At 72.3% G+C, this 15,016-nt stretch carries 19 protein-coding genes, 1 tRNA gene and 1 other RNA gene; 8 read left to right on the top strand and 13 right to left on the bottom strand.

Annotation, left to right across the window (positions count from 1 at the left end):
- Positions 1-185: 185 nt before the first annotated feature.
- The 3 genes from rnpB to lexA form a co-directional block, all read right to left on the bottom strand.
- Positions 186-526, bottom strand: an RNA gene (gene rnpB / locus BDZ31_RS20755) — RNase P RNA component class A.
- A 181-nt stretch (positions 527-707) separates the two neighbouring features.
- The gene (locus BDZ31_RS20750; protein ID WP_183344702.1) at positions 708-1,073 is read right to left on the bottom strand and encodes a hypothetical protein; all 366 of its coding nucleotides are present in this window, start codon (positions 1,071-1,073) and stop codon (positions 708-710) included.
- Between the two features lie 11 nt (positions 1,074-1,084).
- A complete protein-coding gene (gene lexA, locus BDZ31_RS20745; RefSeq protein ID WP_183344700.1) occupies positions 1,085-1,699 on the bottom strand; it encodes a transcriptional repressor LexA in 615 nt (204 codons plus the stop codon).
- 162 nt (positions 1,700-1,861) lie between these two features.
- Between lexA and BDZ31_RS20740 the strand changes: the two genes are divergently transcribed.
- A tRNA-Leu gene (locus tag BDZ31_RS20740) sits at positions 1,862-1,946 on the top strand.
- Between the two features lie 45 nt (positions 1,947-1,991).
- Here the strand turns inward: BDZ31_RS20740 and BDZ31_RS20735 are convergent.
- Positions 1,992-2,384, bottom strand: a complete 393-nt coding sequence (locus BDZ31_RS20735) for a HEPN domain-containing protein (RefSeq protein WP_183344697.1) — start codon at positions 2,382-2,384, stop codon at positions 1,992-1,994.
- Positions 2,384-2,830, bottom strand: coding sequence for a nucleotidyltransferase domain-containing protein (locus tag BDZ31_RS20730; RefSeq protein ID WP_221243218.1), 447 nt, complete (start codon positions 2,828-2,830; stop codon positions 2,384-2,386). Before BDZ31_RS20730 ends, BDZ31_RS20735 begins: the two co-directional genes overlap by 1 nt.
- On the opposite strand from BDZ31_RS20730, the gene BDZ31_RS20725 reads away from it, so the two are divergent.
- Positions 2,812-3,675, top strand: a complete 864-nt coding sequence (locus tag BDZ31_RS20725) for a sulfurtransferase (protein WP_183344693.1) — start codon at positions 2,812-2,814, stop codon at positions 3,673-3,675. The genes BDZ31_RS20730 and BDZ31_RS20725 overlap by 19 nt on opposite strands.
- Positions 3,672-4,421, top strand: a complete 750-nt coding sequence (locus BDZ31_RS20720) for an HD-GYP domain-containing protein (protein WP_221243217.1) — start codon at positions 3,672-3,674, stop codon at positions 4,419-4,421. Before BDZ31_RS20725 ends, BDZ31_RS20720 begins: the two co-directional genes overlap by 4 nt.
- 90 nt (positions 4,422-4,511) lie before the next feature.
- Here the strand turns inward: BDZ31_RS20720 and secG are convergent, their stop codons facing one another.
- Genes secG through BDZ31_RS20700 form a run of 4 tightly spaced genes read right to left on the bottom strand, consistent with a single transcriptional unit; the run spans position 4,512 to position 7,812 of the window.
- Entirely contained in the window at positions 4,512-4,739 is a 228-nt protein-coding gene (gene secG, locus BDZ31_RS20715; protein WP_183344689.1) for a preprotein translocase subunit SecG, read from the bottom strand.
- A gap of 12 nt (positions 4,740-4,751) precedes the next feature.
- Complete coding sequence (locus BDZ31_RS20710; protein WP_183344687.1) at positions 4,752-5,099, bottom strand: hypothetical protein; 348 nt, start codon at positions 5,097-5,099, stop codon at positions 4,752-4,754.
- 12 nt (positions 5,100-5,111) lie between these two features.
- Positions 5,112-7,307: a heme lyase CcmF/NrfE family subunit gene (locus BDZ31_RS20705; RefSeq protein WP_183344685.1), complete on the bottom strand. Its 2,196-nt coding sequence runs from the start codon at positions 7,305-7,307 to the stop codon at positions 5,112-5,114.
- 31 nt (positions 7,308-7,338) lie between these two features.
- Positions 7,339-7,812, bottom strand: coding sequence for a cytochrome c maturation protein CcmE domain-containing protein (locus tag BDZ31_RS20700; RefSeq protein ID WP_183344683.1), 474 nt, complete (start codon positions 7,810-7,812; stop codon positions 7,339-7,341).
- A gap of 158 nt (positions 7,813-7,970) precedes the next feature.
- On the opposite strand from BDZ31_RS20700, the gene BDZ31_RS20695 reads away from it, so the two are divergent.
- A complete protein-coding gene (locus tag BDZ31_RS20695) occupies positions 7,971-8,207 on the top strand; it encodes a hypothetical protein (RefSeq protein WP_183344681.1) in 237 nt (78 codons plus the stop codon).
- Positions 8,208-8,264: 57 nt separating this feature from the next.
- Here BDZ31_RS20695 and BDZ31_RS20690 read toward each other — a convergent pair whose 3' ends face one another.
- Together BDZ31_RS20690 and BDZ31_RS20685 are read right to left on the bottom strand one after the other, a co-directional pair.
- Positions 8,265-8,915, bottom strand: coding sequence for a TetR family transcriptional regulator (locus tag BDZ31_RS20690; protein WP_183344679.1), 651 nt, complete (start codon positions 8,913-8,915; stop codon positions 8,265-8,267).
- Between the two features lie 92 nt (positions 8,916-9,007).
- Complete coding sequence (locus BDZ31_RS20685) at positions 9,008-11,002, bottom strand: acetoacetate--CoA ligase (protein ID WP_183344677.1); 1,995 nt, start codon at positions 11,000-11,002, stop codon at positions 9,008-9,010.
- A gap of 61 nt (positions 11,003-11,063) precedes the next feature.
- Here BDZ31_RS20685 and BDZ31_RS20680 point away from each other — a divergent pair, with 61 nt between their 5' ends.
- From BDZ31_RS20680 to BDZ31_RS20665, 4 genes are all read left to right on the top strand, one after another.
- Positions 11,064-11,447 (top strand): STAS domain-containing protein, encoded by a 384-nt coding sequence (locus BDZ31_RS20680; protein ID WP_183344675.1) that lies wholly within the window; start codon positions 11,064-11,066, stop codon positions 11,445-11,447.
- Positions 11,438-11,881, top strand: coding sequence for an ATP-binding protein (locus tag BDZ31_RS20675; RefSeq protein WP_183344674.1), 444 nt, complete (start codon positions 11,438-11,440; stop codon positions 11,879-11,881). Before BDZ31_RS20680 ends, BDZ31_RS20675 begins: the two co-directional genes overlap by 10 nt.
- A gap of 118 nt (positions 11,882-11,999) precedes the next feature.
- On the top strand, positions 12,000-12,710 hold the full coding sequence (locus BDZ31_RS20670; RefSeq protein WP_183344671.1) for a SigB/SigF/SigG family RNA polymerase sigma factor: 711 nt from the start codon (positions 12,000-12,002) through the stop codon (positions 12,708-12,710).
- 200 nt (positions 12,711-12,910) lie between these two features.
- Positions 12,911-14,122: an RsbRD N-terminal domain-containing protein gene (locus BDZ31_RS20665; protein ID WP_183344669.1), complete on the top strand. Its 1,212-nt coding sequence runs from the start codon at positions 12,911-12,913 to the stop codon at positions 14,120-14,122.
- Positions 14,123-14,168: 46 nt separating this feature from the next.
- On the opposite strand, the gene BDZ31_RS20660 is transcribed toward BDZ31_RS20665, so the two are convergent.
- Together BDZ31_RS20660 and BDZ31_RS20655 are read right to left on the bottom strand one after the other, a co-directional pair.
- On the bottom strand, positions 14,169-14,666 hold the full coding sequence (locus BDZ31_RS20660; protein WP_183344668.1) for a ferritin-like domain-containing protein: 498 nt from the start codon (positions 14,664-14,666) through the stop codon (positions 14,169-14,171).
- Between the two features lie 104 nt (positions 14,667-14,770).
- Entirely contained in the window at positions 14,771-14,950 is a 180-nt protein-coding gene (locus tag BDZ31_RS20655) for a hypothetical protein (RefSeq protein ID WP_183344667.1), read from the bottom strand.
- Positions 14,951-15,016: the final 66 nt, after the last annotated feature.

Raw genomic sequence — 15,016 nt, 5'->3', positions numbered from 1 at the left:
ATCGCCGCCACCCACAACCTCCTCAAGCTCTGGCGCGCGACCACCGCCACCGCCTGACCCCAGGCCTGCCCGCCCGAACTTGTCCTGGCCCGCTGACCCCGCCGCCGACCACGAGAACCTCACAAATAGAAAGCCCCGCCCGAGGCCGCCGCGCACTTTGCGCGACAGCCTCCGGAGCGGGGCTTTTCCGTAGCAGGCCTGTAAGCCGGATTCTGTCGGGAGCAACCATCCATCTGTGCGATCGACCTGGACCTCGGCGGGCAGCCTGCAGACGGTCCGGCTTGATCTTGCATCGGGTGGGGTTTGCCTGGACGCGCCGCGTCACCGCGACGCCGGTGCGCTCTTACCGCACCTTTTCACCCTTGCCGGCCCGCGCCCCACGTGGTGGCGCGGACGTAGGCGGTATGTCTCTGTGGCACTTTCCCGCGGGTTTCCCCGGGTCGGCGTTATCGACCACCCTGCCCTGTGATGTCCGGACTTTCCTCGAAGGCTCGTACGTCACCTCCGCGGTTGCTCAGCCTGCCCCTTCAGGGTACCCGGGCGTCCCCATCCCGGCCAGCGCTGCAACCGCGCTGCCGCGCTCGCAGCGCCACTCCCCTCGCCGCGCCCCTCGCGCCTCTTGCCGCCGCCTCTGCCCAGCGCCGCCGTCGCAGTCGCATCTGAGTCGCGGTCGCGGTGGCGTCTACGTCGCGTGGCGTTCCGGGTCGCTACGAGAGCGTCGTGCCGCAGCCGTCGCAGCGGCCGGCGACCGGCGGCGAGGAGCCGCCGGCGTCGGCGTAGAGCGGTCGCAGCGTGCCGTCGTCGCAGAGCGGGCAGGCCACGGCGGCCTGAGCGGCGAGCCCCTCCCACGCCCCGACGATCATCTCGTCGAGCGTCGGCTCACCGCCCACGCCGCCGTGCTCCCGCACGACCGCTCCGTCCGCGACCACGCCCTCGCGCAGGCCGGTGCCCTCGACGGGCACGACCGGCTCGGCCTCCCGCGGGATCGCGCGCTCGCGCTCCAGCACGGTGGCCGGCGCGAGCGCCTCGAGCTCGTCGAAGAGGGAGAGCGGACGGTCGACGCGTTCCGCCACGACCGTCCCCATCACATACTCCGCATGAGGCCGATGACCTTCCCAAGGATCTCGACTTCCTTCGTGCGGATCGGCTCCATCGCCGCGTTCTCGGGCTGCAGTCGGATGTGGTCGGGCTCCTGGAAGAACCGCTTCACGGTTGCCTCCTCCCCGACCAGCGCGACGACGATCTCACCGTCACGGGCCGTCTGCTGTCTGCGCACGACGACGAGATCCCCTTCGAGGATTCCCGCATCCTTCATCGACTCGCCGCGGACGCGCAGAAGGAACTCGCCCTCGTCGCCGCCTGCGACCGCCGGAGTCTCGATGTAGTCCTCGATCTCCTCCTCCGCGAGCACCGGCTGACCGGCCTGGACCTGGCCGACGAGCGGCAGCCCGGGCGGCCTGACGATGTTCTTGATGCCGTCGACGGCCTTGTCGAGCAGCTCGATCGCCCGCGGCTTCGACGGGTCGCGCCGCAGCAGCCCGACCTTCTCCAGGTTGGCCAGATGGGCGTGGACCGTCGAGGACGAGGCGAGACCGACCGCCTTGCCGATGTCCCGCACCGTCGGCGGATAGCCATGCCGCGACGAGTACTGCTTGATGAACTCGAAGATCTCCTGCTGGCGCTTCGTGAGGTCCACCATCAGGCGACGCGCTCCTCGTTGCTGGGGGTCGAGACGAACATGTGTTCGAGATGATACTCATGGCCCGGACGGACACAAGCAGGACTGCCGCGCGCCGACCCGCGCCGCGCCGCCGGGCGCAACGCCTCGGACCCCTGATTCGCCTATACTGCCCCAGCCCTCGCGGTCGTGGCGGAATTGGTAGACGCGCAAGGTTGAGGGCCTTGTGGGGGATAACCCCGTGGAGGTTCAAGTCCTCTCGACCGCATCGCGAAGCACCCGAAGGCCCCGCCGCGCGGGGCCTTCGTCGTTCTCAGCCGGCGCCCAGAGCAGTGCGCGCCCAAGCGACAGCGTCGCGCGCCAACGCCAACGCGGCAGCCGGAGCCACGAGATCCTCGGGATCGATCGGCCCGTATCGGAAACGCACACCGTATGGCGTGAGCACGCCGACATCCGCAAGGTGCTCCGGGACGCCGACCGCTGACGCCGAGCACAGTTCCAGCAGTCCTTCGAGGTCGTGCGTGAATGGGAACTCGACGCCGTGCAGCGCCAAGACCGCCTTCAGCGCCTTCTCGACCGCCTGCTGCGTGTGGAAGCCAACGATGGCGGCCGAAACGTCAGCTGTTTCCGACAGCGCACGTGCGGCGAGGAGGTCGTCCTCCGCCAGCGCGAGCAGATCGCGCGCGAGATCCCGTTGCTCCGCCATCAAGCCGCGAGCATGCGGCCGTCGGTCAGCGCCGAACGCACCAAGCTTCCGCGCACCTCGCGCCACTCCTCGACGTCGCGCTCGCTGACGACCACGACATCCGCGAAGAGGCGCAAGCCGCGCAGCGCTCGCCGCAGCCGCACCGACTCCGCTGCCGCGTGCTCGACCTCCGGCTCGACGACGAGAAAGTCGAGGTCGCTGTCCGTCCGCGCCTCGCCCCGCGCATGCGACCCGAACAGGATCACTCTTGATCCCGGCGCAGCAGCCTCGTGGAGCCGACGCCCGGCCTCGGCGATGGTGTCCTCGTCAACCATGACGACGCGACGGTAGCCGATCCGGCGTCGAGCCTCCAGCGCAGGCGACGCACGTGCAAACCGGGCACCGCCGCGCAGGAGCGCGCCCGCGCATGTTGAACTGAAGCCCTGCGATGGACCCGCTCGTCTCAACGGACTGGCTCGCCGCGCGCTTGGAGGAGCCGCGTCTGGCGATCGTCGACTGCCGCTTCCGGCTCGGCGTGCCCGCGGCCGGGCGCGAGCTGTACGAGGCCGGGCACATCCCCGGCGCGCGCTTCCTCGACCTCGACGCGGACCTCTCCGACCCGCCCGGCCCGCCGGCCGACCCGGCGCGCGGCCCGGTCGGCGGCCGCCATCCGCTGCCCGACCCGGAGCGGTTCGCCGCGGCGGCCCGGCGCGCCGGGATCGGGAGCGGGACGACCGTGATCGCCTACGACGACGCGATGACCGGCGGCGCCGCCCGCCTCTGGTGGCTGCTGCGCCATCACGGCTTCGAGCGGGTCGCCGTGCTCGACGGCGGGCTCGCGGCGTGGGACGGGCCGCTGCACGCCGGCCCCGAGCCTGCGCCGGCGCCCGGCGACTTCCAGCCCGCGCCGACGCCGCGCGACGACGTCGTCACCGCCGCCGAGCTGCTCGCCGACCTCGAGCGCCCGGCCGCCGAGCGCGAGTTCGTCGTCCTCGACGCCCGCGCGCCGGCGCGCTTCCGCGGCGAGCAGGAGCCGGTCGACCCGGTCGCCGGCCACATCCCGGGCGCGCGCAACGTGCCGCTCGACGCCGCCTTCCCGCCGCCCGCCGACCTGCCGCGGCCCGGCGAGCGGACGCTCGTCGCCTCGTGCGGCTCGGGCGTGACGGCGACCGGCCTGCTGCTCGCGCTCGCCGCGGCTGGCCGCGACGACGCGAAGCTCTACGCCGGTTCGTGGAGCGATTGGGTCGCGCGCGGCCTTCCGGCCGCGCGCGGCGAGGACACGACGGGGACTGCGGGGTGGCCTGCGCGATGATGGCCGACGAGCTCGACCAGCTGCGGGACGAGTTGGCGCGGCTGCGCGCCGAGCTGGCGCAACGGGAACGGGAGGCGCAGGAGCGAGCCCGCGAGCTGGAGCGCTACGCCGAGCAGCTGCGCCAGGCCTCCGAGCGCGAGCACCAGCGGGCGCAGGAGCTGCGCGGCTCCTACGAGGCGACCGTCAGGGCGCTCGCCGACGCCGTCGAGGCGCGCGACGCCTACACCGGCAAGCACGCCGAGCGGGTCGCCGCGTACGGCCTCGCGCTGGCGCGCGCCTGCGGGATGCCGGTCGACACCCCGCAGATCGAGTTCGGCTTCCTGCTGCACGACATCGGCAAGGTCGCGATCTCCGACGCGATCCTGCACAAGCCGGGCACGTTGACCGGGGCCGAGCTCGACGTGATGCGCCAGCATCCGGTGATCGGCGACGAGATCGTCGCCGGGATCGACTTCCTCGGCGAGGCCCGTCACGTCGTCCGCTCCCACCACGAGCGCTGGGACGGGACCGGCTACCCCGACCGGCTCGCGCGCGAGGAGATCCCGCTCGCCGCGCGCGTCTTCGCCGTCGCCGACACCTTCGACGCGCTCACCAGCGACCGCCCCTACCGCGCGGCGGCGAGCTTCGGCGCGGCGCGCGCGGTGATCGCGCAGGGCGCCGGCACGCAGTTCGACCCCGACGTCGCCGACGTCTTCGCGACGATCCCGGACGCGACGCTCGAGCGGATCCGCTGCACGCTCGCGTGAGCGCGAGCGCGCGCGGTCGCCGCATCCGCCCCTGAACGAACGAAGGCCCCGCACCGCGGGGCCTCTCACGTTCCAGGGTCGCCGACGCCGTCAGCCTATGCGGATCAGGATGACCGTGTTGACGACGAACGCGATCGCGAACGCTATGGTCCAGCGATTCAGGTTGCGCTCGACGAGCGATCCGCCGCCGAAGGGGCCGGAGCCGGTTCCGACGCCGAACGCACCGGAGAGACCGGTGTCTCTGCCGGAGTGCATCAGGATCAGCAGCACCATCACGACGGCGATGAAGACCTGGAGTATCGAGAGCAGCGTGTACATGCTCCGGCCATCCTACCCGACCGGCGCATCGGAGCGCGCGGCAGGCTTCGCGTCCGCCTGCTCGGCCGTGATCGGCTCCGCGCGCCGTCCCCTGACCGCGTCGATCCGCCGCAGCAGCTGGATCGCCTCGGCCCGCAGCTGACGGTCGAGCGCCTTGTGGTCGGCCTCCGACAGCTTGCCGGTGCGCAGGTCGAGCTCGGCGTCGCGGATCTCGCGGTACTTCGCCTCCTTCGCCGCCTCCAGGTCGGCCAGCTCGGCGCTCTCGCGCCGCTCGAGCTCCTCGGCGCGCCCCGCGCGCAGCGGCGCCGCGACGATCGCGACGACGGCGAGGAAGACGACGAGGATCAGCAGGAACTCCATGCGCGGATGCTCTCAGGAACGGGCGAGGTCGCGGGCGAGCTTGGCGGCGTAGGTCGCCGTCACGCGGCTGCGCGCCGTCGCGGGCGCCGGCCACAGCGCGATCGCGCCGCCGAGGAAGACGATGATCGCGCCGACCCAGATCCACGTCGCCATCGGCGAGACGATCAGGCGGAAGTCCGACTCCCACGGTCTTCTGACCCACTGATTGGAGAGCCCGGCGATCGCCTGGTCGCGCAGCAGGAACAGCTGGTCGATCGCCCTCTGGTCGGCCCTCCCGTCGGCGAGCGCCTCCTGCATCGCCGCTCTGAAGGTTCTGTTGCCCTCGTCGATGATTCTCTGCAGCGGCAGCAGGTCGGGGTTGACGACCGCCCAGATATCGCGGCCGAAGCCGGCCCGCAGGCCGACCTCGCTCTCGGCCTCGCCCATGAAGAAGCGGCCAAGGATGCCGAGCGACGGGTCCTGCGACGGGTAGAAGCCGCGCGACGTTCTCAGCGTCGCGACGTGGCGCCCCTCCTTGGAGATGTCGAGCGTCGAGCCGAAGACGATCTTCTCCGGCAGCGGCTCCGACCAGGCACGCGCGTATCTGACGTCGAAGCCGTTGATGCGGGCGCTGTCGCCGGGCTTCATCGTCACGTCCTTGTTGTGCTCGAACGACGACGAGACGGCGACGCCGAACAGCAGGATCGCGAAGCCGGCGTGGACGATGTAGCCGCCGTAGCGCCGCCGGTTGCGGCGGATCAGCGAGACGAAGGCGATCGGCGGCGGCTCCTTCGACATCGCGCGGCGGGCGCTCGTCCCGCGCCACAGCTCCTGCGCGACGCCGGCGAGCACGAACGCGACGAGCGGGATGAAGAACAGCGCCTTCGGCTGCTCGGTCGTGCCTGAGACGAACAGCAGCGCGACGAGGCAGACGACCGCGGCGGCGAGCGGGAAGGTGAAGTTGCGGCGCAAGTTGGCGGCCGTCGCGCGGCGCCACGAGATCAGCGGCCCGATGCCGATCAGCGCGACGAGCACGAACGCCAGCGGCGTCACGTAGCGGTCGAACCACGGCGGCCCGACCGACGCCTTCGTGCCCGTGACCGCCTCGGAGATGAGCGGGAAGAAGGTGCCCCAGAAGATCACGAAGCAGAGACCGACGAGCACGATGTTCTGGACGATGAAGGCGGCCTCGCGCGACAGCAGCGAGTCGATCGAGTGCTCCGATTTGAGCGACTCCCTGCGCCACAGCACCAGCGCCACCGAGCCACCGATCATCACGACGATCAGGGCGAGGAACGGCCCGCCGAGCGTCGAGGCGCCGAAGGCGTGGATCGAGTCGAGGATCCCCGAGCGCACGAGGAAGGTGCCCATGATCGCCAGCGTGCCGGTCGCGAGGATCAGCGAGGCGTTCCAGACCTTCAGCATGCCGCGCTTCTCTTGGATCATGATCGAGTGGATGAACGCGGTGCCGGTCAGCCACGGCATCAGCGACGCGTTCTCGACCGGATCCCAGGCCCAGTAGCCGCCCCAGCCCAGCTCGGTGTACGACCAGCGGGCGCCGAGCACGATCCCGATCCCGAGGAACAGCCAGGCGGCGAGCGCGAAGCGGCGCGTCCCCTGGATCCACTCGCTGTTGACGCGGTTGGCGACGAGCGCGCCGACGGCGAAGGCGAACGGGACGGTGAAGAGCGTGTAGCCCGAGTAGAGCGCCGGCGGGTGGAACATCATCGCCGGGTGGCGCAGCAGCGGGTTGAGGCCGGTCCCCTCCGACGGCACGCTCGCGAGCGCCGTGAAGGGGCTCTCGAAGAAGACGACGAGCGTCAGGAAGAACGTGCAGAAGGCGAGCAGGACGGCCTGCGCGATCGGCGCGATCTCGCGCAGCGAGCGGCGCGTCAGGTAGAGCACGAGGCTCGACCACAGCGACAGCAGCCACACCCACAGCAGCAGCGAGCCCTCCTGCGAGGACCAGACCGCCGTCGCCTTGTAGAAGGTCGGCGTCGTCGTCGACGAGTGCGAGGCGACGAGCGCGTAGGAGAAGTCGGAGCGCAGGAAGGCGACCTCGAGGATCGCGAAGGCGATCGTCAGCACGCCGGCGATCGCGTACATCGCGCGACGGCCGGAGTCGACCCACTGGCGCGCACCGGTGCGCGCGCCGTAGAGCGAGGCCGCGATCCCGTAGAGCGTCAGCGCGAAGGCGAGGATCAGCAGCGCGCGGCCGACGGTGGCCATCGTCAGCGCTCCTGTGAGGCGCGGCGGCGCATCAGGTGGAGGGTGCGGCTCTCAAGAGGTCCTCCGGCGCACCTCTCGGCAGCTCCTCCGGCGCGACCTGGAACTTCGACGGGCACTTCGTGATCATCGAGTCCTTCTCGGCGATGAAGACGGTGTCGACGCTGCCCCTGAGGCCGCCGGGGCCGACCTGCACCTTGACCATCACGCCGCGCCCCTCGCGGAAGGGGTCGGGCACGAGGCCGGTGTAGCGGACTCTCGCGGAGACTCTTCTGTGCGGATCGAGGATCCGGAACCACACGACGCCTCTCTCGCGCACGATCGAATTCGGCGCGACCGTGCCGGCGAGCGTGTAGGTCTCGCCCGGTCTCGCGGTCTCGAGCAGCTGCCCGGCGGTCTTCTCGTCGCTGCCGGCGCTGAAGCTGGTCCAGATCAGCGCGCTCGCCAGCAGCATTGCGGCGGTCGCGGCGACGACGAGGCGGATGCGGCGTTTGCGACTGTGGTCCATCGGGGGCTCAGTATCTCAGACCCGGACCGGCGGCACGTTTGCCATGACCAGCGCGGCTCGCGAGCGCTCGCGACGCGCGCAACCGCGCCGATGCGTCGGGATGTGAGGATTTCGCCGGGATAGCGCGAAACCTCCATCCGATCGGGCTGTTAACACCCATGAACGTGCAACTCCACCACCGCATCAGCAAGCGCTCATGGACCGGGCGCGCCGACGAGCAGGCGATCGCGCTGACCGCACCGGTGCTGATGACGGAGCCGCCCGCCGTGCGCGAGCGCGACGCCGATCGCGTCGAGGATCGCGCGCTGTACCACTGCCATTGCGGCTACGTCTTCCAAGCACCGGTCTCGACCAGCGTCGGCTGTCCCCACTGCGGCAGCGCGCAGGCCTGGTAGGCCGAGCGCACCGCCGCCGACCGCGCCGACGCGCCCGACGCCGGGAACCCGGCGCGCCTACGTTCGCGCCGCGTCGATCGCCGGCGTGACGAGCGCGACCGTCCGCTCGACGAGGTCCTCGCGCGGGATCTGCGGGTTGCTGTACCACCAGCTCGCGAGCCCGTGGATCGCCGACTTCAGCAGCTCCGCGAGGATCCGCAGCTGGCGCTCGCGGTCGGGATGGCCGCCGAAGATCTCGGGGTCGCTGCCCAGCGACGCGCTCAGGGCCTCGGCGACACGCGCCTCCAGCCGCTCGATCACGGTCGCCGCCTCGCGCGTGCCCTGCAGCTCGAGGAACAGCAGGCGGCAGGCGTCGGGGTACTGCTCGACGAAGCCGAAGAAGACCTCGATCGCGGCCCGCACCCGCGCGTCGACCGGAAGGGGCGCGATCGCCTCGTCGATCAGCGCGTCGATGTCGGCCCGGATCGTGTCGAGCAGGACCGTGTACAGCTCCTGCTTGGAGGTGAAGTGGTCGTAGACGACGGCCTTGGAGATCCCGGCCCGCGCGGCGATCTCGTCCATCGAGGTCGCGTGGTAGCCGTGCTCGGCGAAGAGCCGCACGGCGGCGGCGAGGATCAGCTCGCGCCGCTCGGCCGCGGTCAGCCGCCGGCGACCGCCGCCGCCCGTCATCTCACGCGGCGCGTTCGCACCCGGGGTCCATTGGCTCACGCCGAGATTCTTACCGACGGCGACGACGGACCGGAAAAACGCGCGTCACCGCGCCGCGGTGCCGCGGGCCGGACGGCGCGGCGCCGACGCGGTCAGCCCTCCGCCGCCCGCTCCACGAACCAGTCGAGCGCGCCCGGGTTGGCCAGCGCGTCGCGGCTGACGGCCTGCTCGGGCGGCATGCCCGCGAGGATCCGCTTGACCGGCACCTCGAGGACCTTGCCCGACAGCGTCCGCGGGACCTCCGCGACCTGCGCGATCTCGTCGGGGACGTGGCGCGGCGTGCAGTCGGCCCGGATCCGGCCGCGGATCCGGGCCGTCAGGTCGTCGTCGAGCGCCGCGCCCGGGCGCAGCACGACGAAGAGCGCGAGCCAGCCCTCTGTCCCCGGCTTCGGCAGGTCGACGACGAGCGCGTCGAGGACCTCCTCCAGCGCCAGCACCGAGCGGTACAGCTCGGCGGTCCCCATCCGGATCCCGCCGCGGTTGACCGTCGAGTCCGAGCGGCCGCTGATGATCGCCGTGCCCCGTTCGGTGATCTCGATCCAGTCGCCATGGCGCCAGACGCCCGGGTACATGTCGAAGTAGGCGTCGCGGTAGCGGCTCATCGCCGCATCGTCGCCCCACAGGAACAGCGGCATCGACGGCATCGGCTCGGTCAGCACCAGCTCCCCCACCTCGCCGACGACCGATCTGCCGGCGGGATCGAACGCCTCGACCTTCGCGCCGAGCGCGCGCGCCTGCAGCTCGCCCTTGTGGACCGGCAACGTCGGCACGCCGCCGACGAAGGCGCTGCATATGTCGGTGCCGCCGCTGGTCGAGAACAGCCACGTGTCGGCGCCGAGGTGGCGGTAGACCCAGTCGAAGGCCTCCGGCGCCAGCGGCGAGCCGGTCGAGCCGACGGCGTGGAGGCCGCTGAGGTCGTGCGCGGCTCCGGGCGCGATCCCCGCCTTCATGCACGCGGAGAGGTAGCTGGCGCTGGTGCCGAAGACGGTGACGCCGGCCTCCTCGGCGAGCCGCCACAGGCGGTCCATCGACGGGAAGCCGGGATTGCCGTCGTAGAGGACGATCGACGCCGGCGTCAACAGCACGCCGACGAGGAAGTTCCACATCATCCAGCCGGTCGTCGTGAACCAGAAGACGCGGTCGCCCGCCTGCGCGTCGAGGTGGAGGTTGAGCTTCTTCAGCTGCTCGAGCAGGATGCCGCCGTGCCCCTGGACGATCGCCTTCGGCAGGCCGGTCGTGCCGGAGCTGTAGAGGACCCACAGCGGCTGGTCGAACGGCACCGGCGTGAAGGTCAGCGGCGGCGCCTCCTCCCCCGTCGCGGCCGCGAAGGCATCGAAGGCGACGGCGTCGCGCAGGCCCGACAGGTCCGCGGCCGGGTCGAGCTGGCGCAGCACGACCGTGCGGCGGACCGTCGGCAGCCGCCGCTGCAGCTCGGCGACGACGGCGCGGCGGTCGAACGCCTTGCCGCCGTAGCGGTAGCCGTCGACCGCGAACAGGACGGTCGGCTCGATCTGCGCGAAGCGGTCGGCGACGCCGCTGGCGCCGAAGTCGGGCGACGCGCTCGACCAGGTCGCGCCGATCGATGCGCAGGCGAGGAAGGCGGCGACCGTCTCGGGGACGTTCGGGAGGTAGCCGACGACGCGGTCGCCGACGCCGACCCCCTCGGCCCGCAGCGCGGCGGCGACGCGGGCGGTCAGCGCGCGCAGCTCGCCCCACGTCATCGCTCCGAGGCCGTCGCGGCACTCGCCGTCGAAGCGGATCGCGACGGCGGCGTCGTCGCGATCGCCGAAGACGTGCTCGGCGTAGTTGACCGTCGCGCCCTCGAACCACGTGGCGCCCGGCATCTCGCGGCGGCCGAGGACACGCTCGTACGGCGTGTGCGCGCGCACGCCGAAGAACTCCCAGATCGCCGACCAGAAGCCCTCGAGGTCGTCGACCGACCAGCGCCACAGCTGCTCGTAGCCGGCCGCCTCCACCCCGCGCTCCGCCGCCAGCCAGCGCGCGAAGCGGGTCAGCGTCGCCCGCTCGACGCGCTCGGGGTCGGGCGCCCACAGGATCGGCGGAGCGCTGTTGCTCGCGGCGGCCATCTCTCGGCTCCGGACTCTACGCGATCGAGCGCGGCCGTCGGGCTTGCGACGGGCGGGTACGATGGAGCAGGACCACGTCTGCACCATGGCGATCGAGCACGACATCGAGAGCGCGCACGACGGTCCCTTCGGCCTGCACGCCGCCGCGAGGGGCGGGACCTATCGCGTGACGCTGCGCGGCGAATTCGACCTCGCCGCGGTCTCGCTCGTGGAAGATGCGCTGGAGCGGGCATACGAAGGCGAGGTGAGAGTCCTCGACATCGACCTCGCGCCGCTGACCTTCCTCGACTCCAGCGGCCTGCGCGTGATCCTTGGCGCCGCCGACCGCGCGGCGGCGCACGGCGTCGAGCTGCGTCTGCGCCGCGGCGGCGAGACCGTGCAACGCGTCTTCGCGATCACCGGGCTGGAGTCGGCTCTGCCGTTCGTCGACGAGCCGTGCACCTGACACTCCCCGCCGCCGCCGACAGCGTGCCGCGGGCGCGTCGCGCCGTCGTGGAGCTGGCGAGACGCCTGGGCGCGCGCGAGGGGACGGTCGCCGACGTCGCGCTGGCGGTCAGCGAGGCGTGCACGAACGTCGTGCTGCACGCCTACCGGGGGCACGACGAGCCGGGCGTCCTGCACGTCGAGGCCGACGGCCGCGACGGGATGCTCGAGGTCGTCGTCTCCGACGAGGGAGGCGGCCTGCAGCCGCGCGAGGACAGCCCCGGGCTCGGCATGGGGATGGCGCTGATGGCCGCGGTCGCGAGCGGCCTCCAGCTCGACCACGACGGCGCCGCGACCCGCGTCCACCTCAGCTTCGACCTCGGCGTCGCGGCGTCCGCCGACGGTCCGGAGAGCGGTGCGAGAGCGGCCGGCGAGGCGGTCGCGGATCGCGATTGACCGATGAAAGCGGCGGGTAAGCGTGTGCCACATGGGACCTGCCACGAAACTCGCACAGAACTCCGACGCGGCCCCGCGAACCAGCACCCGCACGGCCAGCTCGATGCTCCGGACGCGCATGCTGTCGACGCGGGCCCGCAAGGGCGACGTGCAGGCGCGTGAGGCGTTGATCGCCGAGCATCTCCCACTCGCCCGCGCACTCGCGCGCCGCTACCGCCGCGGCAGCGAGAGCCTCGACGACCTCGTCCAGGTCGCCTGCGTCGGACTGATCAAGGCCGTCGACCGCTTCGACCCCGACCGCGGCCACAGCTTCTCGACCTTCGCGCAGCCGACGATCGTCGGCGAGCTGCTGCGCCATTTCCGCGACACCGGTTGGGGCGTCCACGTCGCCCGCGGCACGCAGGAGCTGGCGCTCAAGGTGCGCGCCGCGGCCGAGGCGATCGAGACCGAGACGGGCGCCGCGCCGACGCCGAGACAGCTGGCCGAACGGACCGGCGCCGACGTCGAGGCGGTGCTCGAGGCGCTCGGCGCGCTGGCCAACCGGACCGCGCTGTCGCTCGCGACGCCGGCCGGCAACGACGACGAGGGCGACGCGACGATCGCCGACACGCTCGGCAGCGTCGAGGAGGGCTTCAGAGCCGCCGAGGCGCGCGCGCTGCTCGGGCCGGCGCTGAGACACCTGCCCGAGCGCGAGCAGCGGATCCTGCAGATGCGCTTCGTGCACGACATGACGCAGAGCGAAATCGCCAAGCAGATCGGCGTCTCGCAGATGCAGATCTCGCGGCTGCTGCGTCAGTCGCTCGAGCGCCTGCACGAGCTGACCCGCTGAGCGGAAGGGCGTCGGGGCGGCGCGCCGGGTCGCGCGGCACGCCGCCCAGATGACGCCCGCTGCTGCGGTCTCGTGCGCGACGGTCCCGTCGAGGTCGTCGCGCAATGGACAAGACGGTACGCACACCGTCCTGCGGCCGCTACGCAGATTTCATGGTAATCCTGTGCCAGATTCGTAGCATTCCTCTAAGATCGGGCGTCGTGGATGGAGCGAGGACCAGGGTCACGCTGGCCGAGCTGCTGCGTGCGCGCACCGATGCGCTTGCCGACGCGGTGCTCTCGCGCGTGCGCGCGCAGGCGCCCGGCGGCAGCGAGCCCGACGGCGCGACGCTGCGCAACCTCCGGCTGGGGGCGCGCGCCTCGGTCGAGTACTTCATCGCTCGGCTGGCGGGCGCCACGACGCCCGACCCGGGCCTCTTCGTCGCGCACGGCCGCGCCCAGGCGGCGGCCGGGCGGTCGCTGTCGGAGCTGCTCGCCTTCTACCGCCTCGGCGGGCTCGCGATGTGGGAGGGCGCGCAGACGATCCCGCAGAGCCGCCAGCTCTCCCCCGACGCGATCTTCTCGCTCGGCGCCGAGGTGCTGTCGACGGTCGACGAGCTGTCGGTCGCCGCGGTCGAGGGCTTCACCGCGCAGGAGGCCGAGTCGCTGCGACTGGAGCTGGCCCGGCGCGAGCGGCTCGCGTCGCTGCTGCTGAGCGACCGGCCGAGCGTGCCGGAGCAGCTCGCCGCAGCCGCGGCCGCGGCCGGATGGCAGCTCGCGGAGAAGGTCCGGGTGGCGGTCGCGGCCCAGCCGTTCGAGCCGCTGCCGGGCAGCGCGCTGGCCGGCCCGGCGCGCGTGCTCGCCGCGACGGTCGACGGCGGGCGCCGCGCGCTCGTCGTCGCCGACGACGAGGAGGCCGAGCGCTGGCTGGTGCGCGCCGCCCGCGCGCTCCAGCTCGCGGGGCCGCTCGCGATCGGCCCCGCGGTCGCGCCGGAAGCGGCCCGCAGCAGCCTCGCACGGGCGGAGGCGCTGCTCGAGCAGGCGGCGGCGAGAAGACCGTCCGGCGCGGCGGCCGCGCAGGCCGACGGCGACGGCGGGCACGGTCGCGAGATCGAGCTGCTGCGCTGCGACGACCACGAGATCGACCTGCTGCTCGGCGCCGCGCCGGAGCTGGCGCACGCGATCGCCGCCCGGCGCCTCGCGCCGTTCGACACCCTGCCGGCGAGCCAGCGGGCGCGGCTGCTGGAGACGCTCGGCGGCTGGCTCGCCCACCCGGCGCGGCCGCAGGCGATCGCCGACGAGCTCGACGTGCACGTGCAGACGGTCCGCTACCGCCTGCGCCAGCTGCGCGAGCTGCTCGGCGACGCGCTCGACGACCCCGAGGCCCGCTTCGAGCTGAGCGTCGCCGTGCGCGTCGACCGACTGGCGCCCTGAGACCGAAGGATCGTCGTCTCTGGCGCGGACGCAGGGAGCGCTGCGATCACTCGTACTCGCGCAGGTAGCGCTCGAACTGCCGCATGTGGCCTTCCTCGTCGCGCAGGATGTCGATCACCATGTCCTGCGTCGCCCAGTCGACGCCGTCGCAGGCCTCGATGATCCGCATGTAGTGCTCGATCGCGCCGGCCTCGGCCTCGATCACGCCCTTGATGACGGCGACGACGTCGGTCGCGTCCTCGGGCGGCTGGAGGTACGTCTGCTCGGCGCTGAACTCCATCGAGCCGGGCGGTGTGCCGTACAGCTCCTTGATCCGCTCGGCGAATCTGCGCGCGTGGCCGAGCTCCTCGGTCACGTCTGCGTTGAGCGCCTCGGCGACCTCCTCTGCGCGGACGCCGTCGAGATGGGCGGCGTTGGCGAGATAGCTCATCACCGTCTCCATCTCCATCCAGTACGCGCGCGTGAGCAGCGCGACGATCTCCTCGCGCTTGTCGGCGTGTCTGTCCGAGAGGATTCCGGCCGAGGCGTGCCGCGTCGCAGGCATGTCCGCTCCCTTTCCAAGCCAGGCGGCCGCCCATCGGCCGCGTCATGGACGCGACCCTACCCCGCATCCCGGCCGTTGTGAACGGCCGACGTCACGTGGGCGTGTCAGCTGCCGGCGGCCGGAGCGGGATCGGCGGCGACGGCCTGCGCGGCGCACCAGGCCGTGAACCGGCCCTCCGGCGTCTGCAGCCAATCGTCGAGGTCGCGCTCGAAGCGCTGCCAGCGGCGTGCGCGGAAGCCGACGCTGGGGAATTCCTCGCTGTGCTCGATCGTCGAGTCGTGCATTGGTTAGGCCACCCTAAGAAGGTCGGCCTAATGTAGCAACCGCGGCGCCGCGCGGGAGTCAGCCGA

It is taken from the genome of Conexibacter arvalis (assembly GCF_014199525.1).
Lineage (GTDB): Bacteria > Actinomycetota > Thermoleophilia > Solirubrobacterales > Solirubrobacteraceae > Conexibacter > Conexibacter arvalis.
This window is presented reverse-complemented; position numbering and strand designations above follow the sequence as displayed.